General features: G+C 74.5%; 22 protein-coding genes. 17 read left to right on the plus strand and 5 right to left on the minus strand.

Annotation, left to right across the window (positions count from 1 at the left end):
* Window positions 1-2 precede the first annotated feature (2 nt).
* From ACIQGZ_RS19660 to ACIQGZ_RS19710, 11 genes are all read left to right on the plus strand, one after another.
* On the plus strand, window positions 3-944 hold the full coding sequence (locus ACIQGZ_RS19660; RefSeq protein WP_402603310.1) for a 3-oxoacyl-[acyl-carrier-protein] synthase III C-terminal domain-containing protein: 942 nt from the start codon (window positions 3-5) through the stop codon (window positions 942-944).
* Window position 945: 1 nt separating this feature from the next.
* On the plus strand, window positions 946-2,340 hold the full coding sequence (locus tag ACIQGZ_RS19665; protein ID WP_402603312.1) for an ATP-grasp domain-containing protein: 1,395 nt from the start codon (window positions 946-948) through the stop codon (window positions 2,338-2,340).
* Window positions 2,337-3,617, plus strand: coding sequence for a type III PLP-dependent enzyme (locus tag ACIQGZ_RS19670; protein ID WP_402603314.1), 1,281 nt, complete (start codon window positions 2,337-2,339; stop codon window positions 3,615-3,617). The genes ACIQGZ_RS19665 and ACIQGZ_RS19670 overlap by 4 nt, the downstream gene beginning before the upstream one ends.
* Window positions 3,618-3,668: 51 nt before the next feature.
* Window positions 3,669-3,950, plus strand: coding sequence for an acyl carrier protein (locus ACIQGZ_RS19675; protein WP_402603315.1), 282 nt, complete (start codon window positions 3,669-3,671; stop codon window positions 3,948-3,950).
* Between the two features lie 3 nt (window positions 3,951-3,953).
* Window positions 3,954-4,820, plus strand: a complete 867-nt coding sequence (locus ACIQGZ_RS19680; RefSeq protein WP_402603317.1) for a hypothetical protein — start codon at window positions 3,954-3,956, stop codon at window positions 4,818-4,820.
* On the plus strand, window positions 4,817-5,503 hold the full coding sequence (locus ACIQGZ_RS19685; protein WP_402603318.1) for an acyl-CoA dehydrogenase family protein: 687 nt from the start codon (window positions 4,817-4,819) through the stop codon (window positions 5,501-5,503). The genes ACIQGZ_RS19680 and ACIQGZ_RS19685 overlap by 4 nt, the downstream gene beginning before the upstream one ends.
* Window positions 5,500-6,654, plus strand: coding sequence for an acyl-CoA dehydrogenase family protein (locus ACIQGZ_RS19690; protein WP_402603320.1), 1,155 nt, complete (start codon window positions 5,500-5,502; stop codon window positions 6,652-6,654). Before ACIQGZ_RS19685 ends, ACIQGZ_RS19690 begins: the two co-directional genes overlap by 4 nt.
* Entirely contained in the window at window positions 6,651-7,094 is a 444-nt protein-coding gene (gene acpS, locus ACIQGZ_RS19695; protein WP_402603322.1) for a holo-ACP synthase, read from the plus strand. Before ACIQGZ_RS19690 ends, acpS begins: the two co-directional genes overlap by 4 nt.
* Window positions 7,095-7,111: 17 nt before the next feature.
* Window positions 7,112-8,173 (plus strand): MupA/Atu3671 family FMN-dependent luciferase-like monooxygenase, encoded by a 1,062-nt coding sequence (locus ACIQGZ_RS19700; protein ID WP_402603324.1) that lies wholly within the window; start codon window positions 7,112-7,114, stop codon window positions 8,171-8,173.
* Window positions 8,174-8,336: 163 nt separating this feature from the next.
* A complete protein-coding gene (locus ACIQGZ_RS19705) occupies window positions 8,337-9,710 on the plus strand; it encodes a condensation domain-containing protein (protein WP_402603325.1) in 1,374 nt (457 codons plus the stop codon).
* A 139-nt stretch (window positions 9,711-9,849) separates the two neighbouring features.
* Window positions 9,850-11,055: an aromatic acid exporter family protein gene (locus ACIQGZ_RS19710; RefSeq protein WP_402603327.1), complete on the plus strand. Its 1,206-nt coding sequence runs from the start codon at window positions 9,850-9,852 to the stop codon at window positions 11,053-11,055.
* 21 nt (window positions 11,056-11,076) lie between these two features.
* On the opposite strand, the gene ACIQGZ_RS19715 is transcribed toward ACIQGZ_RS19710, so the two are convergent.
* The 3 genes from ACIQGZ_RS19715 to ACIQGZ_RS19725 form a co-directional block, all read right to left on the minus strand.
* On the minus strand, window positions 11,077-11,955 hold the full coding sequence (locus tag ACIQGZ_RS19715) for a universal stress protein (protein WP_402603328.1): 879 nt from the start codon (window positions 11,953-11,955) through the stop codon (window positions 11,077-11,079).
* A 116-nt stretch (window positions 11,956-12,071) separates the two neighbouring features.
* Complete coding sequence (locus tag ACIQGZ_RS19720) at window positions 12,072-12,566, minus strand: GNAT family N-acetyltransferase (RefSeq protein WP_402603329.1); 495 nt, start codon at window positions 12,564-12,566, stop codon at window positions 12,072-12,074.
* 34 nt (window positions 12,567-12,600) lie between these two features.
* Window positions 12,601-13,071 carry an ankyrin repeat domain-containing protein gene (locus ACIQGZ_RS19725; RefSeq protein WP_402603331.1) on the minus strand — a complete coding sequence of 157 codons (471 nt, stop codon included), beginning with the start codon at window positions 13,069-13,071 and terminating at the stop codon, window positions 12,601-12,603.
* A gap of 192 nt (window positions 13,072-13,263) precedes the next feature.
* Here ACIQGZ_RS19725 and ACIQGZ_RS19730 point away from each other — a divergent pair, with 192 nt between their 5' ends.
* Window positions 13,264-13,458 carry a hypothetical protein gene (locus ACIQGZ_RS19730; protein WP_402603332.1) on the plus strand — a complete coding sequence of 65 codons (195 nt, stop codon included), beginning with the start codon at window positions 13,264-13,266 and terminating at the stop codon, window positions 13,456-13,458.
* A 118-nt stretch (window positions 13,459-13,576) separates the two neighbouring features.
* Window positions 13,577-15,082, plus strand: a complete 1,506-nt coding sequence (locus ACIQGZ_RS19735; protein WP_402603334.1) for a hypothetical protein — start codon at window positions 13,577-13,579, stop codon at window positions 15,080-15,082.
* Window positions 15,083-15,827: 745 nt separating this feature from the next.
* Here the strand turns inward: ACIQGZ_RS19735 and ACIQGZ_RS19740 are convergent.
* A complete protein-coding gene (locus ACIQGZ_RS19740) occupies window positions 15,828-17,315 on the minus strand; it encodes a PLP-dependent aminotransferase family protein (RefSeq protein ID WP_402603335.1) in 1,488 nt (495 codons plus the stop codon).
* A gap of 105 nt (window positions 17,316-17,420) precedes the next feature.
* Here ACIQGZ_RS19740 and ACIQGZ_RS19745 point away from each other — a divergent pair, with 105 nt between their 5' ends.
* The 4 genes from ACIQGZ_RS19745 (at window position 17,421) to ACIQGZ_RS19760 (ending at window position 21,105) form a co-directional block, all read left to right on the plus strand.
* A complete protein-coding gene (locus tag ACIQGZ_RS19745; RefSeq protein WP_402603337.1) occupies window positions 17,421-18,068 on the plus strand; it encodes a YitT family protein in 648 nt (215 codons plus the stop codon).
* A 52-nt stretch (window positions 18,069-18,120) separates the two neighbouring features.
* Window positions 18,121-19,020 carry a glycerophosphodiester phosphodiesterase gene (locus ACIQGZ_RS19750; protein WP_402603338.1) on the plus strand — a complete coding sequence of 300 codons (900 nt, stop codon included), beginning with the start codon at window positions 18,121-18,123 and terminating at the stop codon, window positions 19,018-19,020.
* 51 nt (window positions 19,021-19,071) lie between these two features.
* Entirely contained in the window at window positions 19,072-20,454 is a 1,383-nt protein-coding gene (locus ACIQGZ_RS19755; protein WP_402603340.1) for an MFS transporter, read from the plus strand.
* A gap of 276 nt (window positions 20,455-20,730) precedes the next feature.
* Complete coding sequence (locus ACIQGZ_RS19760) at window positions 20,731-21,105, plus strand: RNA polymerase-binding protein RbpA (RefSeq protein WP_402603341.1); 375 nt, start codon at window positions 20,731-20,733, stop codon at window positions 21,103-21,105.
* 95 nt (window positions 21,106-21,200) lie between these two features.
* Here the strand turns inward: ACIQGZ_RS19760 and fxsA are convergent, their stop codons facing one another.
* On the minus strand, window positions 21,201-21,860 hold the full coding sequence (gene fxsA / locus ACIQGZ_RS19765; protein ID WP_402603342.1) for an FxsA family membrane protein: 660 nt from the start codon (window positions 21,858-21,860) through the stop codon (window positions 21,201-21,203).

Consider the following 21,860-nt stretch of genomic DNA (forward strand, 5'->3'; position numbering starts at 1 on the left):
GAGTGCTCTATCTGCGTAAAGTGGTGCCCTTCATCCCCGAGCACAGCACGGCGATCCGGGACCTGCGTGACTCGCTGGACGTCTCCGAGACCGAGATCAAGGTGCTCACCAGGTTCCTGGGGCTCGAACGGATCGCCACCGCCGAGGGGCTGTCGACGCTCGACATGCTGCTGTCCATCGGCCAGGAGGCGCTGGCGGACGTGGACCGCTCCCTGGTGCGCTATCTGATCCACGCCCACACGGTGCAGCACCTGGCGCCGCCGGGGCTGCGCTGGATGGACGTGCTGCGCGACAAGCTGGGCCTCGGGGAGGCGAGGGCGTTCTCGATGTCCCATCAGGGCTGCGTCATCAGCCTGTCGGCGCTGCGGCTCACCGAGAGCCTCCTCGCGGAGGAGCCCGCCGGGAGCACCGCGCTGATCCTGATCGGGGAGAAGGCCCTGTCCCCGGTGGTGCAGCACATCCCGGGAATCTCGGTCCTCGGGGACGCGACCGCCGGCGTCGTGGTCGCGCTGGACGGGCCGGGGGACGCGGTGCTGAGCACGGCGCACCGGACCCTCGGCGAGTTCCACCAGACCCGGCACATGTCCGATGAGCTACAGCGGCGCTACCGCCAGACCTACACGCCCACGCTGGCCGCGGTGATGCTGGAGGCGGTGGAGGGCGCGGGCCTCGGGCTGGACGACATCGACCTCGTCCTGCCGCACAACGTGAACCGGTACTCGTGGAGTTCCACGGCGCGGAGGCTGGGCCTCCCGCTGGAGCGGATCTACCTAACGAACGTCCCGAAGACCGGCCACTGCTTCTGCGCCGACCCCTTTGTGAACCTGTCGACGGCGCGCGCCGAGAACGTGGTGCGGCCGGGCGAGACCGTGCTGATGGTCTCCGCCGGCCAGGGCGGGACCTTCGCCGCCGCGGTCGCCAGGACCGCGGCCCGAGAGGAGTGACATGGTTGCTGCACAGGACTCCGCGCCGGCCGGTGGCGGGTTCAGCGCGCGGCTCAAGACCGCCCTGGTCGGGGACCCGACCGCCCGCTTCGTGTATGTGAACAACTTCGAGGTCGAACGGGTCTGGGGCACGGGCGAGCCGAAACTGCCGGGCACCGGCCTCTCCTTCTCCTCGGCCACGGTGAACCGGATCGAGGAGGTCGGCGTCCTGCTCGCCGACGAGCACGACGCGGTGGTGCTCAAGGACGCGGTCGACCCCGGCTACGCCGCGTACCTGGCGGCACTGGGCGCGGCCCAGGGCCTGCACCTGACGGTGGACCGCAATCTGCCGGAGCGGTCGGTCACCCATGACGCGCTGGAGTCGCCCCGGCTGCTGGCCGCGCTGCGGGAGCTGGCCGACGGCCGCACCTATCTGATGCCGCTGGGCATCTCGGCGGACGAGGAGCGGCTGGCCGAGGCGGCGGGCCTGCCGCTGGCCGGGCCGAGCGCCGCCGTCTGCAAGCGGGTGAACGGCAAGATCTTCAGCCGGGAGCTGGTGGACGCCTTCGGGCTGACCGCCGTCCCGGGTTCGGTCTGCCGGACGCTGGAGGAGCTGGAGGCGGCGCTCGCCTCGCACCTGGGCGAGGCCGGCTCCCGGGTGGTGGTCAAGGAGTCGCTCGGCGTCTCCGGACGCGGCATGGTGGTGCTCGACGAGCCGAGGCGGGGCGAGCAGCTGCTGCGGATGCTCACCCGGCGGGCGGGGGCGAACCGGCGGGTCTCCGTCGTCGTGGAGCGCTGGATCGAGAAGCAGGCCGACCTGAACTACCAGTTCATCGTCGGCCGGAGCGGCGGGGTCCGGTTCGAGACCGTCAAGACCGCGCTGACGGAGAACGGCGTACACCGGGGGCACGTCTTCCCGCCCGCGCTCCGCCCCGACCAGGTCCAGGAGTTGCGGGCGGCCGCCGAGGTGATCGGCAAGGAGCTGGCCGCGGCCGGGTACTTCGGGCTGGTCGGCGTCGACGCGATCCTCGGCGCGGACGGCACGCTCTACCCCTGTCTGGAGATCAACGCCCGGTTCAACATGGCGACCTATCAGAACCGGATCGCGGAACGCCTGATCCGGGACGGGCAGTACGCGCTCGCCACCACCTTCGACCTGCAACCGAGCCGCGTCCACGGCTTCGACGAGGTGCGCTCCGCGCTCGGCGGCCTGCTCCTCGACCGCGCCGACCAGCCCGGACGCGGACCGCGCGGCGTACTGATCAACAACTTCGCGACCCTGAACGCGACGCTCCAGGCGGGCGGCGGGCCCTACGGCCGCCTCTACGCGATCTGCGTCGGTGACGACGAGCAGGACGTGCGGCGGACGAGGGAGCGGGCGGAGACCCTTCTGAAGGAAATGGTGGCCAAGCCGTGAGTGAAGCAGTCGATTGGAGCGGCCTCGCCGCCCAGTACGGCACCCCGACGTATGTGTACGACGGCGACTGGCTCGTCGCCAACCTCGAAGCCCTGCGCTCGGTGCTGCATCCGTCGCTGGAGGTCTTCTTCTCGCTCAAGTCGAACCCGAACCGGGGCGTCTACGACGTCCTGCACTCGGCCGGCGCTCGGGCCGAGGTCTCCTCCCTCGCCGAACTGCGGCTGGTGCTCGAAGCGGGGACCGATCCGTCCGACGTCGTCTTCCTGGGCCCCGGCAAGAGCGAGCAGGAGATCACCGCCTGCGTGGCGGCCGGGATCTACGCGATCGTCTGCGAGTCCTTCGCCGAACTCGAACTGATCGACCGGACGGCGGCCGCGCACGGGGTGCGCCAGCGGGTGCTGCTGCGGGTCAACCCGGCGTTCTCCATCGCCGGGTCGCGGCTGACCATGGGCGGCAAGCCGCGCCAGTTCGGCATCGACGAGGCCGCGCTCCTCGAAGCGGGGCCGACCCTGGCCGCCTTCCAGCACGCCGATGTGGCCGGCATCCAGGTCTACCTGGGCACGCGCATCCTGGACGCCGACGTGATCGTCAAGAACACCGCGTACATCCTGGACATCGCGGAGCGGGTCGCGCAGGCCACCGGTATCCGCCTGGACGCGGTGGACATCGGGGGCGGCCTCGGCGTGCCCTACTTCGAGGGCGAGGGCGACCTCGACACGACCGCGCTGGCGAAGGACCTCAATCCGCTGCTGGACCGGTTCGCCTCGGCGCACCCGGGCACCCGGCTGATGATGGAGTCCGGCCGGTACCTGACGGCGCTCGGCGGCACGTATCTGATGCGGGTCCGCTACACCAAGCAGTCCATGGGCGAGAACTTCGCGGTGGCGGACGGCGGAACCCACCACCACATGGCCGCCGTGGGCATCGGCTCCTTCGTCAAGCGCAACTTCCCGATCGGGCTGCTCTCCCGCGAGGCCCCGCCGGACGAGGCGCCCGGCCCCTGGAACGTCGCGGGGCCGCTGTGCACGCCGAACGACACCATCGCCAAGGGCGCGGCCCTGCCCGAACTGCGGCCGGGAGACCTCATCGGCGTCCTGCGGTCGGGCGCCTACGGGCCCTCGGCCTCGCCGGTCTACTTCCTCAGCCACGGCTATCCGGCCGAGGTCGTGCTGCTGCGCGGCCGCTCGTACCTGGTACGCAGCCGGGACACCGCCGAGGACATCCTCGCCAAGCAGGCCACCCACCCCGAGCTGCGCCAGGCCGGCCGGCGCGGCTGACCCCGCCCGACCGGCACCACGGAACCCCGATCCCACGAAGGAGCTGAGACGATGGCGAACACCGACGGCGTCACGACCACCACCGACGCGCTGCGGGACGCGCTCGCCACGGTCCTGAAGAAGGACCTACCCGAGCTGACCCCCGAGCTGCGACTCTTCAGCGATCTGGCGCTGGACTCCACCAGCGTGATCGAGCTGCTGATGGCCCTGGAGGACACGCTGGGGTTGCAGATCGACCCGGACCAGCTGACACCGGAGGTCTTCGAGACGGTCGGCGCGCTGAGCGAGTACATCGACGCGTGCCTGTCCGCCGGGCAAGAGCCGACGCGCTGACCGATGCGGGAGACGACGTATGGGGAGCGGCGCGCCGCCGTCCGCCCGGACGGCCTCGGGGCGTTGCGGCTGAGCCGCCCGGCCGCCCGGGTCTTCCCCCGGCGGCCGCCGGCCGGGCTGACCGGGCTGGAGCTGCAGTTCATGACGGACTTCCTCGCCGCGTTCGGTGCGGAGCCCGACCATGAGCGCTATGCGGGGGGCGGCGGCAACCGCTTCACCGAGATGGCGCGGGAGTTGCTCGACGGCCTGGAACGGCCGCTGCCCCCGCTGGGCCGGATGCTGCTGGCGTACCACGTGCCCGACATGAGCATCGTCGATGTGACGGGCTGCTACCTGGCCGAGCGGTGCCCGGGGCGGCCGGAGGTGTTCTCGGTGTCCGGGCAGGGCGTGGGGGCTCCGTTCACGGCGCTGCGGATGCTGTCCGCCATCCGCAGGGCGGGGAGCGCGGCCGAGAGCGCGGTACTGGTGCTCGACCAGTCCACCCTTCCCTATCTCGACCCCGACACGCATGCCCGGCCGATCAGCGACTGCGCGGTGCTGCTCCGCAGCGACTGCGCGGGCGAGGACGAGGGGGCGGACGTCGACTTCCTGGCCGAGCAGGTCGTCGACCCGACGGTGGCGCTGCGCGAGCTGGCGCGGCGCAGGCCCGAGGCGAGGATCGTGGTGGGCCGGATGCTGGCGGAGCGGCTCGATCCTGGGCTGAGTTCCGACTGCGACCTGGTCGAGGGGGAGCGCGACCGTCTGTGCACCAGCGCGTGGGCGGCGCTGGCCGAGCACTGGACGCAGGACCGGTACACGGTGGTGGCCGACTACGACCCGCACTCCGGCCGGCTGTTCCAGGTCGGCCTGCGTCCGGGAGCGGCAGCGTGAACGGGGCGGCGGCCGAGCTGCGGCGCTACCGGGAGCTCGGCCGGGAGGGCGGCCTGGCCGCCGGGCTGGGCGCGGTGCTGGCAGGTCTGGACGTGGCCGGTGTGGCGCCCGGCGGCGTCGCGGTGCTGCCGACGGCCGTGCTGGCCGGGCAGGTCGGGGCCGGGCAGGTCGAGGCCGGGCAGGTCGAGGCCGGGCAGGTCGAGGCCGGGCAGGTCGAGGTGCTTCCCCACCCGTTCGCGGGCCTGGAAGGGCTGAGCCTGGTCCGCTTCGCGGCGCGGAGCGCCGGTGCCGGTACCGGCGCGGGGCTGACCGGCCGGTATGCCGCCGCCCTGGCGGCAGTGCGGATCGGCGTGCTCTCCCGCATGGTGGACGCGGCCGTGGCGCGGCTGGAGGCCCGGCGCTTCGGCGGCCTGCCGCTGATCGAGCGCCAGCTCGTCGGCGGGGCGCTGGCCGATGTGGTCACCGAGATCGAGGTCGCGGCGGCGGCCGCCGCGCACGGGGACATGCCGGCCGAGGCCGCCTGGGCCCAGCACGAGCGGCTGACCGAGGCGGGCTGGGCGACCACCCGGCTGTTCGGCGCGGAGGGCTATCTGATCGACCATCCGGTGCGCAGCCTCCATCTGTCCGCCCTCACGGCGGATCTGTGGCTCCCCCGGCCGAGCGCCACGGAAGGAGTCCGGTGACCGTGGTCGAACTCGACGAACGACTCGCAGCACTGCGCGGCGCCGCCGCCGAGACCGCCGGTGAGCTGCGCGCACACGCGTCGGCGCTCGACGCGGACCCGTACGGGATGAAGCCGCACCTGGACGTGGCCGCCTTCGACCTGATCCGCCGTTGCACCACTCCGGAGCGTTTCGGCGACCCGCTGCGCATCGGCCGCTTCGGGTACGCCGCGGGGTCGTCCCTGGACACGCTGGTGTGGACGCTGGAGCTGGCCTACGGCGACGCGGGGATGGTGCTGGCCGCCCCCGGGCCGAGCCTCCCCGGAATCCTGGTCGACCAGCTCGGCGACGAGGCGCAGCAGGAGTACTTCCACCGCGCGGTGGCCGGCGGGCCCGTCTGGACCTTCTTCGCCGTGACCGAACCGGACCGGGGCAGCGACGCCGGCGCCATGGAGAGCGCGTTGCAGCGCGAGACCCCGGAGCTCTACCGGCTGCACGGGACGAAGAAGTACATCGGCAACGGCGCGCGCGGCGCCATCGGCGTGGTCTTCGCCCGTACCGGCAGCGGACCGCTGTCCATCCGCGCCGCGCTGGTCGAGGCCGCCGCCCCGGGCTTCCACGGGCAGGCGCTGGAGACGGTGGGCCTGCGCGGCGCGGCCCTCGGCGAGATCCGGCTCACGGGCGTCCCGGTGCCGGCGGAACGGCTGCTGGCCAGGCATCTGCCGCCCACCCGGCGGGGCCTGTGGGGGGCGGTGCGGGTGTTCAACACCGTACGGCCCCAGGTGGCCGCGCTCGCGGTCGGCACCGGTCTGGCCTGCGCGGACCTGGTGCGTACCGAGCGCCCGAACGCGCCGGGCCTGGAAGCCGTCGCGGCCCGGCTTGAGGCGTGCCGCCACCTGGTCTACGAAGCCGGCGCCGCCCTGGACCGGGACCGTGACGACGGCCGGCTCTCCAGCGCGGCCAAGATCGCGGCGGTGGCGGCGGCTCGCGAGGCCGGCCGCTGGGCGGTGCGTTCGCTCGGCCCGGCGGCGCTGGTGGAGCACCCGTTGCTGGAGAAGTGGACCCGCGACATCTGCGCCTTCGAGTTCATGGAGGGCACCAGCGACATCCAGCGGCTGCACCTCGCGCGTTCGCTGGTGCGGGGACGGGGCCAGGGAGGCGGACGGCCATGAGAGTCGGTATCGACCTGCTGGAAATCGACCGGTTCGCCCGGATCGCCGCTCATCCGGGCGGGCGGCGGATCGTGTTCTCCAGCACGGAGCTCGCCCACGCCGACACGCTCGGTGCCCCGCGCCGCAGCGAGTACCTGGCGGGCCGGTTCTGCGCCAAGGAGGCCACGGCGAAGGCGCTCGGCCGTGGGCTCGGCCAGGGGCTGAGCTGGCGGGAGATCGAAGTGCTCGCCGACGCCCACGGGGCGCCGCAGGTCCTGCTCAGCGGGGGCGCCCAGGCCGTCGCCGAGCAGGCCGGGATCGGGCGGATCGAGCTGTCGCTCAGCCACCAGGGCGGCCTGGTGGTCTGCGTGGCGATAGCCCTGCCGGCTGAGGGACCGGGACCGCAACGCACTGACGCACACGGCGCGCCCGCCGACCGGCCGGCCGGCGCGCCGTCCTGACTCCGAGGAATGGACCGATGGACCTCAGCCTCTTCTTCTTCGCCGACACCGCCACCAACGGGGACCGGTACCAGCTGCTGCTGGAGAGCGCGCGCTTCGCCGACGTCCACGGCTTCCGCGCCGTGTGGACTCCGGAGCGGCACTTCCACAGCTTCGGCGGGCAGTACCCGAACCCCTCGCTGACCGGCGCCGCGCTGGCCACGGTGACCGAGCGGGTGGCGATCCGGGCCGGCAGTGTGGTGGCCCCGCTGCACCATCCGATCCGCATCGCGGAGGAGTGGTCCGTCGTCGACAACCTCTCCGGCGGCCGCGCGGGGATCTCCTTCGCCTCCGGCTGGCACGCCGGGGACTTCGTGCTCCAGCCGGAGAACTTCAAGGACCGCAAGAACATCATGGTCGAGACGGCCAGGACGGTGCAGCGGCTCTGGCAGGGCGAGGCGGTCGAATTCGACGACGCGGAGGGCGAGCGGCGCACCGTCCGGCTCTTCCCGCGCCCGATCCAGTCGGAGCTGCCGGTGTGGATCACGGCCGCCGGCTCTCCCCAGACCTTCCGGATCGCGGGACGGCTGGGCGCGGGCGTGCTGACCCATCAGCTCGGCCAGGACCACGACGCGCTGGAGCGCAACATCGCCACCTACCGGGAGGCGCTGGTCGACGAGCACAGCGACCGGGCCCGGGGCCACGTCGTGCTGATGCTGCACACCATGCTCGGCGAGGACCGGGAGCGGGTGCGCGAGCTGGTCCGCCACCCGCTCACCGAGTATCTGCGCAGCTCGATGGATCTGATCGCGGCGGACCCGGCCGCCCCGGGGCCGGACGGCTTCGACCTCAACCGGATTCCGGCCCGGGACAAGGAGTTCATGCTCTCCCGGTCCTTCGACCGCCTCTTCACCGGCGCCGGCCTGTTCGGCACGGTCGAGGACGGCGTCCGGGTGGTCCGCAGGCTCGCCGCGATGGGTGTGGACGAGATCGCGTGCCTCATCGACTTCGGCGTGGAGCAGCAGGAGGTGCTGCGCTCCCTCCGGTACCTCGACGCCCTGCGCGCCCGGGTGGCCGACCCGGACGGCGCGGCGGACTGAGTCCGGCGGATCGCGCCCGGAGCCGGACCCACGAGAGGAAGGCGAACGTGTCCGCCACATCGACCTCAGCGCTCACCGCGCACCGGCCGGCGCCGGGTGCGCACGCCGCCGCGGTCCGCCGCGCGCTTGCGCTGCCCGCCGTCCCGCACCGCGCGGTGCGGGTGTGAGCGGCATCGAGCAGGCAGCCGCTCGGGCGGCGGCGCAGCCCGAGCGGTCCGGGCCGCTGACCTGGGTCCAGCAGGAGTGGCTGCCCGCGCAGCCCGACGCCCGGGGCGCCTCGTACGAGGACAACATGTTCCGGGAGCTGGAGCTCGCCCCGCTGGGGTTCGAACCGGTACGCCGCGCGGTGCGCGCGGTCCTCGCCCGCCACGAGATCCTGCGCAGCCGCGTCGTGGGCCTGGGTTCCGACGCCTGCCAGGTCGTGGACCCGGTCGATCCCGGGTACGACCGGGTGCTGGAGCCCGTGGCCCTCGACGGGTGGGAGGAGGCCGTGTCGGCGGCGCGGCTGACGTCCTTCCGCCTCTCCCTGGAGTGGCCGCTCAGGCTGCTGGCGGGCACGGAGGCCGGGAAGGTCTCGCGGATCGCCATGGTGGTCGACCACTGGGCTGCCGACGGGCTGGGCATCCTCGCCCTCTTCGACGACCTCACCGGAGCGCTCGACGCGGAGGCGCGGGGCACCGAGTGGACACCTGCGGGTCCGGTGGAGCAGCCGATCGACCTGGCCCGCTGGGAGTCGGCCACTCCGGCGGGGGCGGAGTACCTGGAGCGGGCGGTGGCGTACTGGCGGCGGCAGTACGAGCGCCTGGTGCGGGGCCTCGGGGACTACCGGCCCGCAGCCCCGGACGAGGCGGCGCGCGGCGACGCCCCGCTGCTCTTCCCGGGCTGCACGATGAGCTCCGTCCGGCTCGCGGAGGCCGCGGCGACGGTCGCCGACCGGCTGCGGGTGCCGGTCGCCGCCGTCTACCTCGCCGCCTTCAGCGCCGCGATCGGCGCCGCCGAGCGGGTCGGCGCCGTGGGCACCTTCATGCTGGCGGCCAACCGGCTCACGCCGGCGGCCCTGCGCTCGGTCCGCAATGCCGTCACCCCCGTGCCGGTGGTCCTGGCCGTGTCACCGCCGGGAGGTTTCGACGAGACGGTGGCGAGCGCCGCAGCCCAGCAGATGCAGGCCCTCCGGTACGCCAACGCCGAGTTCCGCCTGACCGAGGGCGTCGCGGGCGAAGTCCTCGGTGACCTGCGGCGCACCAGTGTGAGCAGTGCGATGTTCAACTTCATGCCGGAGAGCGCGCTGCGGGGCGACCGGCTGCCGGCGATCGTGACCGAGGCCCCGCTCGATGTCGTGGAGCCGATGCCCGTCCGGGCGGCCGCCGCCGATCGGATGTTCATGATCATCATGCAGCGGGACCGGGTGATCATGACCATGCGCTGGCGCGAGGACACCACCTGGCAGCGGTTCGCCGAGCCGATGCTCCGACACCTCGCCGACCTCATCCTGTACCAGGCCGCGCCGGGTTCCAGGCCACCCGAGTTCGGCGGCTGAGCTGAGGACGCCCGGCCCCCACCCGGACCGCCCCCGGACCGGCCGGGGCGCGCCCGGCCGGGTGGGCGGGTGCGTAACGGCGGGGACGCCGGGCAGGAGGTCGGGCGACGCCGACAGCCGACCCGGAGACAGGTGCGAGGTGCCCGCAGTCCCCGATTCCGTGATCGACATCGCCCGGCGGCACAACCAACCGGTCGTCGTGCAGACGCTCCGCTCCACCGTGGGCGCGGTCCTCGCCTACCTGGTCGCCCTCCAGCTGACCAACGACCCGGTGCCGCTGCTCGCGCCGCTGACCGCGCTGCTGGTCGTCCAGGTCACCCTGTACGCGACGCTGACCACCGGCGCGCGGCGGGTGGTCAGCGTGGTGGCGGGCGTGCTGGTCGCGGTGGGCTTCAGCGAACTGGTGGGGCTGAGCTGGTGGAGCCTGGGGCTGCTGATCCTCTTCGCGCTGGTGCTGGGGCGGCTGCTGCGGGTCGAGGAGTCGGTCAACGAGGTCGCGATCAGCGGCATGCTGGTGCTCGGCGTCGCCCATGTCAGCCAGACCGCGCTGTCGCGGGTGGTGGAGACGGTGATCGGCGCCGCCGTCGGCATGCTGCTCAACCTGGTGCTGGCCCCGCCGGTGTACGTACAGCCCGCCAGCGAGGCCATCGAGACGCTGGCCGGCCGGATGCGCGGGCTGCTGCTGGAGATCGGCAGCGGTACCGGCCAGGTGTCCCGGCAGGAGTCGGTCGAGTGGCTGTACCAGGCCCGCCGGCTGGACCAGGACATCGCCTGGGTGGACGTCGAGCTGACCCGGGCCGAGGAGAGCCTGCGGCTCAATCCGCGCGTCCGGCAGGGGGAGCTGGCCCGGCTGGTGCTGCGCAGCGGTCTGGACACCCTGGAGATCTGCGCGGTGGTGCTGCGTACGCTGTGCCGCTCGCTGGCCGATCTGGCGGCCGAGCGGAGCGACGAGCCGGTCTACCCCGACCGGACGGCCGCGCCGCTGCGGGACCTGATGTGGCATCTGGCCCGCGCGGTGGACTGCTTCGGCCGGCTGATCACGGCCCAGGTGTCGGCCAGCGCGGAGCGGGCCGAGCAGGACCTCGCCCAGGCCCTGCTGGACGGGCGGGCCACCCGGCAGCGGATCGCCGGGCTGCTGGTGGGCGAGATGGAGCGGCATCCGGAGCGCTGGCAGTTGCAGGGTGCGCTGCTGGCCAACATCGACCGGCTGCTGGACGAGCTGGACGTGGAGCGGCGGTCCCAGATGCTGGCCGAGGCGACCGAGCGCTACCAGCAGCGCCGCAGGCCGCAGGACGCCCGCGCGCTGGTCGACCGGGCCCGGGACGCGCTGCGGCGCAGCCGGTAGCCGGCCGGGGCCCGGGGCGGCTCAGGGGGCGGCGGGGACCAGGACGACCGGGCAGTGGGCATGGTGCAACAGGGCATGCGCCACGGTGCCCGGCCGCAGGCCGGGGTGGCTGCGGGTCGGGGCGGAGGTGCCCACCACCAGCAGGGCGGCGTGGGCGGACGCCTCGACCAGGGCGGCGGCGGCCGCGCCGTCGACCAGGTCGGTCACGATCCGGCCGGGCGGGAAGTCGGCGCGGGCCGCCCGTACCGTGCCTTCCAGCAGCCGGGCGTGCTGCCGGTGCTCCTCGTCCAGGCTGTCGACCAGCGGTACGGCCTGGCCGACGCCGGAGATCGCCGACCAGGCGTGCAGGGCGCGGACCGGGGCGTCCCGGCGGGCGGCGGCGTCGAACGCGAACCGGACGGCCGGGGCGTCGTCCTCGTCGCGTACGCCGACCAGCACGCTCAGGCCCTGGGCGGCCGACGGCGGGGCGTGCACCACGACCACCGGGCCGTGGGCGTGGGCGGCGACCCGCAGGCTGACCGAGCCCAGCAGCAGCGAGGCGAAGCCGCCCTTCCCCCGGGAGCCGACCACCACCAGGGCGTGCCGCCCAGCCGCGTCCAGGATCGCCGGCGCGGGCTCCGCCGCGACGACCCTGGCGGTCGTCTCCAGGCCGGGGTGCGCCGCCGCGACCTGCGCCGCCGCCTCGGCCAGCAGGTCGTGGCCGGCCTGGAGGATCAGGTCGGTGACGCCGGCCGCCGCCCGTTTGGAGAGGGTGGCCGTCCCGGTGTCCACGGCGTGCACCAGCCGCAGCGGGCAGCCGCGCCGCTCGGCCTCGGCGGCGGCCCACTCCAGGGCGGGGCCGGACTGCGGCAGGGCGTCGACACCGGCCACGACCTCGGTCACCTGGGGGCTGCTCTCCATCGCGGGCTCCTCGCCGGGGTGCCCGGCCGTCGGGACTCCGGCCCTCAGGATGCCCCGGGAAGGCGCCCGGCGGCGGCCCGGCCCACCCGCAGGGGTGACGGGGTGGCGCGGGCGGGTCAGGCGGAGGCGAGTTCCGCCGGGGCGAGCGGCTTGCCCAGGCAGATGCTCGTCGGCTCGTCCCGGTAGAGCCCGAACTTCTCGACCGCCGTGTATCCCTCGGAGCCGTACAGGCCGATGGCCTCCGGCTGTTCGGCGCCGGTCTCCAGGACGACCCGGGTGCGGCCGGCCCGGCCGGCCGTCAGCTCCAGGTGGCGGAGCATGGCTCGGGCCAGACCGCGGCCGCGCGCGGCGGGGCTCACGTACATCCGCTTGAGTTCGGCGTCGCCGGCCCGCAGCCCGTAGCCGTCGTCCTCCCTGGCCCGCCAGCCGCCGCAGGCGACCGGTTCGCCGGCCAGGTAGCCGACCGCGAACAGGCCCGAGGGGGCGTCGAACTGCCGGGGGTCGATCGGGGTCAGGTCGACGTCCCCGTACCGGACGACGTACTCCTGCTGGACCTCGGCGATCAGCCGGGCGGCGTCGGGGTGGGCGTAGCCCACGGTGCGTATCTCCACGGCCGACCAGCGTACCCGGCCGGAAAACGCCTGCTCAGGGCTGGTCGGACCGGGGGCCGTCCAGCAGCGCCAGCAGGTCGTCCTTGCCGAACATCCGGGCGGCGTCGCGGGCGGAGGGCTGCCCGGCGCCGGGGTCGGCGCCGCCGTCGACCAGGGCGCGCACCACCTCGTCCTCGCCCTTGAAGACGGCCCCGGCCAGCGGGGTCTGGCCCCGGTCGTTGGGCTGGTCGGGGTCGGCGCCGTGGGCCAGCAGGGCGCGGACGGCGGCGGGGTGGCCGTGGTAGGCGGCGAGCATCACCAGGGTGTCGCCCCGGTCGTTGCAGAGGTTCGCCGGGGCGCCGGCGGCCAGGTAGCCGGTGAGCGCGGCGGTGTCGCCGGTCCGGGCGGCGGTGAAGATCCGGCCGGCCAGTTCGACGACCTCCGGGTCGGGGGTCTGCCCGGCGGGGGGCTGTCCCGCGGGGGTGTGCTCGGCGGGGGTGTGCTCGGCCGGGGTCTGGTCAGTCATGGTGGTCCTTCCGGGGTGTGGGCGTCCATCCGGCGGCGGGCCGGTTGGACGCGATACGGGCGGCCATTGCGGTGACCTGGGGGAAATCCACCCATTTGCCGCTTTCGTCAGCTATTACTTTTTGTCACTATGAGGAGACATTCTGTAGCCCCCTTGCGGAATGCTGTCCCCCCTCTCTGAGGAGCACTCCCCATGATCCTCTCCTTCTCCGGCGTCATCTTCCTCGGCGTGATCGTCTTCCTCCTCTCGCGCAAGTGCGGGCTCAAGCTCGCGCACGCCACCGTCTGCGCGCTCTTCGGGTTCTATCTCTCGAGCACCGCCATCGCCCCCAGCATCCACGCCGGCAGCCAGAGCCTGGCCGGGCTGCTCGGCGGACTCAAGTTCTGACCGGAGCCACGGCTTCCCGTAGGCCCGGGGCGCGGACCCACCGCCCCGGGCCTCGTTCCGTCCCGTGACCCGTCCGCCGCACGCCGCCGTACGCCGCCGTACCGCTCGGGGAGAGCCGATGTCCCTCAACCGCACCCTGGTCCGAGGCCGCGACCTGGCCCGCACCGCCGGGGACCACGCCGCCGACCTGCTCGGCCCGCTGCTGGTGGTCGGTCGCGGGCTGCTGCGGCACGCCGCCTGGCTGCGCGCCTGGTGGCAGGGCACCCCCAAGGACCGCAGAGGCCCGGCGGCCCTGCTGGTCGCGGCGGTGCTCGCGGCGATCGCCGTGCTGCCGTACGGGGTCCCGCTGGCCGCCGCCGGGCTGCTCGCCGCCGCCGCCTGGGCCGGCCGCGACCGGACACCCGCCGCCGCGTCGCCCGACCCGGCCCACCTCAGGCTCCAGGCGGTGTACGCCGCGCTCACCCCCTACCTGTCGCACCCGGACGACCCCCGGCCGCTCTACACCCACGACGGCGACTACAAGGCGGTCTTCACCGGCTGGGAGTTCGACGGGGAGGGGCGGCTCGCCGTGCTGGAACTGGGCTACCCCGCGTACTTCCCGGACAGCGAGGCCACCGCCCGCGCCCGGGTCGAGCAGGTGCTCCAGGGCAAGGCCGGGCGCGACCGGGAGTACCGGTTCGAGTGGGCCGAGGAGACCAACCGGCTGCGGGTGGAGGCGCTGGCGCCGCTGCCGGCGGACATCGTCGTCCAGCGGTTCGTGGCCGGTCCGGGCGAGCTGGTGCTCGGCTTCACCGACACCGACGGCAGCAACCGGACGATCCCCCTCGACCTGGGCGGCAGCCCGGCGCAGCGGCCCCCGGTGCTCTGGCGCACCGGCGCGCGGACCGCCGACGCGCACCTGCTGGTCCTCGGCACCCCCAGGGCCGGCGCCTCGACGCTGCTGCGGGCCATCGCCCTCCAGGCGCTGCCGTCCGGTGACGTACTGGTCGTCGACGGCGCCGGCAGCGGGGAGCACGGCTGCCTGGTCGGGCGGCCGGGGGTGCGCACGGTGGAGACCAGCCTGCACGGGGCGCTGGCGGCGCTGGAGTGGGCGGCCAACGAGACCGGGCGGCGGCTGGCGGCGGTCGAGCGGGCCCGGCAGTTCCGCGACCCGGCGCCGCTGTCGCCGCGTCCGCTGTGGCTGCTGCTGGACCACCTGAGCGAGCTGAGCGAACTCGCCCGCGCGGAGGACCGGCCCGACCCGCAGGAGCTGCTGGAACGGCCGCTGCGGCAGGGGCGGTCGGTGCGGGTGTGCGTCGTCCTGGCCGAGCACCTGGACGCCCTGGACCGGGTCCGCCCCGCCGTACGGGCCGCCGCCCGGGGCCGGGTCGTGCTCGGCACGCCGACGCCCGAGCAGGCGGCGGCCGCGCTGGGCGCCCCGCTGGACCTCACCCCGCCGGTCCGCGTCCCGCCGGGGCGCGGCTACGCCCGGCTCGGCGGCACGGCGCCGGTCCGCCTCCAGGTACCGGCCGCGCCCGACCCGCTGGACGAGGACGCCCCGGCCCAACAGCGGGACGCCGTCACCGCCCTACTCCCCCACCCCGCCCTCACCCTCACCAAACGCCCCACCCACCCAGGACGCTGAACACCCAGCCGGCCGCACCCCCACCCCAGGGGCGCGAGGAACCGCGCGAACAACCCACCACCCACCCAGGGCGCTCAACAAACAGTCCGCCACACCAACCCAGGGGCGCGAGGAACTGCCCGAACAACCCACCACCCACCCAGGGCGCTCAACAAACAGTCCGCCGCACCACCCCAGGGGCGCGAGGAACTGCGCGAACAACCCACCACCCACGCAGGGCGCTGAGCAAGCGGTCCGCTGCACCTCGGTGCGGGGCTTGTCGCGCAGTTCCCCGCGCCCCCGGGTGAGTGCATGGCTGAGCAGGCGGTTTGCTGCACCTCCGTGCGGGGCCTGTCGCGCAGTTCCCCGCGCCCCCGGGTGAGTGCATGGCTGAGCAAGCGGTCCGCTGCACCTCCGTGCGGGGCCTGTCGCGCAGTTCCCCGCGCCCCCGGGTGAGTGCATGGCTGAACAAGCGGTTTGCTGCACCTCCGTGCGGGGCCTGTCGCGCAGTTCCCCGCGCCCCCGGGTGAGTGCATGGCTGAACAAGCGGTCCGCTGCACCTCGGTGCGGGGCCTGTCGCGCAGTTCCCCGCGCCCCCGGGTGAGTGCATGGCTGAACAAGCGGTTTGCTGCACCTCGGTGCGGGGCCTGTCGCGCAGTTCCCCGCGCCCCTGAGGGAGTGCATGGCTGAGCAAGCGGTCCGCTGCGCGTAGGTTCCCGCGCGCCTCAGGGCGGTGTCCGGAGCGGCCGGCTGGGGGGATGGGGGTTCACGCGACGAAGACTTCGCCGGTCGGGGCGGTGCCGGTGCCGGAGGAGACGGCGTGGGCGGCGAGGGCCAGGCGGCGGGCCGCTTCGCGGGCGGTGTCGCCGCCGACGGTGAGGGGGAGGCGTACGTAGGGTTCGAACGCGCCGTCCACGCCGAAGCGGCTGCCCGCCGCCAGCCGTACGCCGTGCCGCTCGCCCTCGGCGGCCAGCGCCGCGCCCGACTCGCCCGCCGTGCGCACCCAGAGCGTGAGCCCGCCGGTCGGCAGGTCGAAGCGCCAGTCCGGCAGGGTGTCCCGCAGGGCGGCGGCCAGGTCGTCGCGGTGGCCGCGCAGCCGGCCGCGCCGCTCGGTGACCCCCGCCGCCCAACCGCCGTCGCGCAGCAGCCGGGCGACGGCGAGCTGCTCCAGTACGGGCGAGCCCAGGTCGGTGTACGAGCGGGCCGCGATCAGACGGCGGATCACGGCGGGCGCGGCCCGGACCCAGCCGATCCGCAGTCCGCCCCAGACCGCCTTGCTGGCCGAGCCCACGGTGATCACGGTGCCGCCGGGGTCGAAGGCCGCCAGCGGCCGGGGCAGCACGGCCGACCCGCCGGTGTCGAAGCTCAGTTCGGCCATGGTCTCGTCCGCCACCAGCACGGTGCCGGCCGTCCGGGCGGCGGCGACCAGGGCGCCGCGCTGCTCGTCGGGGACCAGGGTGCCGGTGGGGTTGTGGAAGTCCGGGATGACGTACGCGGCGCGCGGCGCGGCGCCCCGAAGCACCCGCCGCCACTCCCCCAGGTCCCAGCCGGCGAGCCCGCCGGCCAGTGCGACCGGTACCAGCCGGATGCCGTCGCGGCGCAGCATCTGGAGCAGGTTGGCGTAGCTCGGCGCCTCCACCGCCACCCGGTCGCCGGGCGCGGTCAGCAGTCGGCGTACCGCGGCCAGGGCGCCCATCGCGCCGGTGGTGACCATGATCTGCTCGGGCATGGTGGGGGTGCCGCGCGCGGTGAAGCGGTCGGCCAGGGCCTCGCGCAGCACGGGGAGGCCGGCGGGGTAGTCGCCGTGGGTGCGGGTGTGGGCGGGCAGGTCGGTGAGCGCGGCGGTGAAGGCGGCGGTGAGCCAGGGTTCGGCGGCCGGGGGTGCGGCGCAGCCGAGGTCGATGACGGTCGCGGCCAGTTCGGGGGGCAGCGGTTCCAGGCCGCCGGTGGGCACCGGGTGGCCGTCGGGCAGGACGGTCCAGCTGCCGGCGCCGCGACGGCTGGTCAGATAGCCCCAGCTGCGCAGTTGCTGGTAGCCGGCGGCGACGGTGGTCCGGCTGACGCCGAGGGCGGCGGCGAGTTCCCGTTCGGCGGGCAGCCGGACGGAGACGCCGAGCCTGCCCTCCAGGACGAGCAGCCGGACCGACTCCGCGAGCCCCCGGTAGGCGGGGACGCCGCCCTGCGGTGGGAAGCCCGCACCGCCGAGCAGACGGGCGAGGCGGCCGGGGCCGACGACGGTGGTCCAGCTGTCCATGGCGATCAGTCCACTTCTTCGCGATTGGCCGTCGATCGGCAGGCCGATCCGCCCTCAGAGTGGCATGGGCGGGCCTCGGTGGCCAGGCCGATCGCGAGGAGGGGCATGAACACCCGACGTCTGGTGCAGCTGTACGCGGGGCTGCTGCTGTACGGGTCCAGCGCGGGCCTCCAGGTCCGGGCCGGCCTGGGTCTGGACCCGTGGGACGTCTTCCATCAGGGCGTGGCGCGGCACACCGGCTGGTCGATCGGCACCATCGTCTGCGTGGTCGGGGCGCTGGTGCTGCTGCTCTGGATACCGCTGCGGCAGCGGCCGGGGCTGGGCACGGTGAGCAATGTGCTGCTGGTCGGCACCTCGATGGACGCCGCGCTGCGGGTGGTCCCGGCCGTGGGCGCGCTGCCACTGCGGATCGGGCTGCTGGTCGCCGCCGTGGTGCTGAACGCCGCCGCAACCGGCCTGTACATCGGCGCGGGCTACGGTCCCGGTCCGCGCGACGGGCTGATGACCGGCCTGCACCGCCGCACCGGCCGCTCGGTGCGGCTGGTGCGCACCTGCATCGAGGTCAGCGTGCTGGCCGTCGGCTGGCTGCTGGGCGGCACGGTCGGCGTCGGCACGGTGGTGTACGCGCTGGCGATCGGGCCGCTGGCGCAGGTCTTCCTGCGCCGCTTCCCGGGCCCGGGGGCGGCCGGGCCGCGTACGGTCGCCGCCGGGCGTGCCGAGCCGGCTCCGCAGCCGGACCGCGCGCCGTCCTGAGGCGGTGGCCCGGGGCCCCGGGGGCGGGGAGGGCGGCGGCATACTCTGGGACGTGACCAGCCGACCCCTCACCAGCCGACCAGTGACCAGCCGGCCCGTGCCGCGCCACCCGTTCCTGGACCACCCGGGGCTGCTCGCCTTCGCCCATCGCGGCGGGATGCTGGGCGCGCCGGAGAACACCATGGCCGCCTTCGAGCGGGCGGTGCGGCTCGGCTACCGCTATCTGGAGACGGATGCGCGGGTGACCGCCGACGGCAGGCTGCTGGCCTTCCACGACGCGCGGCTGGAGCGCAGCACCGACGCCGCCGGGGCGGTCGCCCGGCTGCCGTGGCGGACGGTGCGGGCGGCGAGGGTGGCGGGGCGGGAGCCGATCCCGCTGCTGGAGGAGGTGCTGGGCGCCTTCCCCGGGACGCGGTTCAACATCGATGTGAAGTCCGCCGCCGCCGTGCGCCCGCTGCTGGCCGCCGTGCGGCGCACCGGGGCGTGGGACCGGGTCTGCGTGGGCGCCTTCTCCGACGCCCGGCTGGCGGCGGTCCGGGCCGCCGCCGGGCCCCGGCTGGCGACGTCGCTGGGTCCGCGTGCGGTGCTGGGCCTGCGGCTGCGGTCGCTGTCCGGCCCGGTGCCCGCCGACCGGCTGCTCGGCGGCCGGGTGCTGGGGGCGGCGGCCCGGCGGCAGGCGGTCTGCGTCCAGGTCCCGGCGCGCTACCCGGTGGCGGCGCAGCCGCAGGACACCGGCGCGGTGGTCGACCGGGCGGGCGGGCGGGGCCTGCGGGTGGTCGACCGGGCGTTCGTCCGCGCCGCGCACCGGCTGGGCCTCCAGGTGCATGTGTGGACGGTGGACGACCCCCGGCTGATGCGGGAGCTGATCGGGCTGGGCGTGGATGGCATCATGTCCGACCGGGTCGATGTGCTGCGTGACGTGCTGGTCGAGCACGGGCGCTGGTCCGGCTGACGGGGACTTCCCGCCCGGGACCGGGCGGCGGCGGGGCAGGGGAGGCCGGGGATGGCAGCGGAACGGGTCGGGGCGGCGGAGCCCGTGGTGGACGGTGCCGCGTCGGCGGCGGCCGGGCTGCGGCGGGTGCAGCGCGGCTGGTACTTCTACGACTGGGCGAACTCGGTCTTCTCGACCACGGTGGTCACCGTCTTCCTCGGCCCGTACCTCACCTCGGTGGCCGAGGCGGCGGCGGACGCGGACGGCTATGTGCACCCGCTGGGCCTGCCGGTGCGGGCCGGGGCATTCTTCCCGTACGCGGTCTCCGCCTCGGTGCTGCTGTCGGTGCTGGTGATGCCGGTGGCCGGGGCGGTGGCGGACCGCACCGGGCGGCACCGGACCCTGATGGGGGTGGCCGCGTACCTGGGGGCGGGGGCCACCGCCGCGATGTTCCTGCTGCGCGGCGACCGCTATCTGCTGGGCGGGGCGCTGCTGGTGCTGGCCAACGTCGCGTTCGCGGTGTCGGCGGTGCTGTACAACTCCTTCCTGCCCGCCATCGCGCCGCCGGAGCAGCGGGACGCGGTCTCCTCACGGGGCTGGGCGTTCGGCTACGCGGGCGGGGCGCTGCTGCTGGTGCTCAACCTGGTGCTGTACGAGGGGCGTGCCTCCTTCGGCGTGGCGGAGGGCGACGCGGTGCGGATCTGCCTGGCCTCGGCGGGGGTGTGGTGGGCCGGGTTCACCCTGATCCCGATGCGGCGGCTGCCGGAGCGGGCGGGGGTCCCCGGTGCGGCGCCGGTGGCCGGGGGCGGGCTGGGGGCGGGGTTCCGGCAGCTGCGCGGCACGCTGGCCGAGATGCGCCGCTACCCGCTGACGCTGTTCTTCCTGGCCGGGTACCTCTGCTACAACGACGGGGTGCAGACGGTGATCTCGCAGGCGTCGCTGTACGGCAGCCGGGAGCTGGGCATGGCGCAGGGGTCGCTGGTGGTCGCGGTGCTGATGGTGCAGGTGCTGGCGATCGGCGGGGCGCTGCTGCTGGGCCGGCTGGCGCGGCGGTACGGCGCCAAGCGGGCGATCCTGGGGTCGCTGGTGGCCTGGGGGGCGACGGTGGCGCTGGGCTTCGCGCTGCCGGCCCACCGGCCGGTGTGGTTCTTCTCACTCGCGGCGCTGATCGGTCTGGTGATGGGCGGCAGCCAGGCGCTGTCCCGGTCGCTCTTCTCGCAGCTGGTGCCGCCGGGCAAGGAGGCGGAGTACTTCAGCGTCTACGAGGTCAGCGACCGGGGGACCAGCTGGTTGGGGCCGCTGGTCTTCGGGATCGCCTACCAGGCGACCGGGAGTTACCGGGTGGCGATCGTCTCGCTGGTGCTGTTCTTCGCGGTGGGTTTCGCGCTGCTGCTGCGCCTTCCGGTGCGGCGGGCGATCGCGGCGGCGGGGAATCCGGTGCCGGAGCGGGTGTGAGGGAGTACGGTTCAGCCGCAGGCTCCGGGGCAGGTGCGGAGTGTACGCCGATTGCAGCTGTCAGGATTGGTCACTGCGTGCAAAAAATCGGAAGCCGAGGGTGATATCGCACGCCAGATGTGACAAAAAGGGCGCCGATGGGTACAACGGGGGCGGCACGACTGACGACGCATGTCCCAGGACGGGAATCTTCGACGGCGGCCGCGCGTTGACCGAATCAGACGAAGACAGAGACCGAACCAGTCCTGTGGGCCACAAGCCCGGGAGGCACGATTCATGAGTGAGCGAGCTCTCCGCGGCACGCGACTCGGGGCCACCAGCTACGAGACCGACCGCGGTATCGATCTGGCCCCCCGCCAGACCGTGGAGTACGCATGTCAGAACGGACACCGCTTCGAGGTGCCGTTCTCCGTGGAAGCCGAGATCCCTTCCGTGTGGGAGTGCCGCTTCTGCGGTACCGAGGCTCTCCTGCTCGACGGCGATGAGCCGGAGGAGAAGAAGGTGAAGCCCGCGCGCACCCATTGGGACATGCTGATGGAGCGCCGGACCCGAGAGGAGCTGGAGGAGGTGCTGGCCGAGCGGCTGGCCGTGCTCCGTTCCGGCGGGATGAACCTGGCGGTGCACCCACGGGACAACCGCAAGAGCGCCTGACCGCACCACCTCCCCGGCGGGGAGGCGAAGGCCCCGGCGCCGGCAGAGACATCTGCCGGCGCCGGGGCCTTCGCCGGGTCCGGACGGAGCGGCGCTCAGCCGCGCCGGTCGGGGCCGGGCAGCCGGGTCTGCTCGGCGCCGGGCTGGCCCGATCCCGACTTACCCGATCCCGACTGGTTCGGGCCGGAGTTGTTCGAGCCTGAGCGGTTTGGGCCTGAGTGGTCTGGGCCGGGCCAGCCCACGACCTCGCCGGGAACGACCTTGCCGTCCGGCCGGTGGATGCGCAGCTGCTCCTGGAGCCGCAGCGCGTCACCGAGCGGATCGCCCGCGCGCCGCATCACCGACCGGGCCAGCCGGGCCGGTACGCGCCGCAGCAGCGCCCTGGTCGGCGGGAAGAGGCAGGCCAGGCCGAGCAGGTCGGACAGGAAGCCGGGGATGATCAGCAGCATGCCGCCGGTGATGGTGAGCGCGGTGTGCGACTCCCCCGGCTCCGGCACCCGGCCCTGCTCGACGGCCCGCGCCGCGTCCCGCAGGGCGCGCAGCCCGGCCCGCTTGACCACCCAGCCGCCGAGCACGGCGGCCAGGATCAGCAGCCCCACCACGGCGAGGCCGCCCAGCACCGAGGCCACCTGGAGCAGCAGCCAGATCTCCAGCACCAGCCAGGCCGCCACCAGCAGCGGAAGCAGCGTACGCAGCCTGCCGCGGCGCCTGGCCGGGCGGGCGGTGCCCCACTGACGGGTGTCGGGATCGGTCAC

The sequence above is a fragment of the Streptomyces sp. NPDC092296 genome, assembly GCF_044755465.1.
In the GTDB taxonomy this organism is placed as follows: domain Bacteria; phylum Actinomycetota; class Actinomycetes; order Streptomycetales; family Streptomycetaceae; genus Peterkaempfera.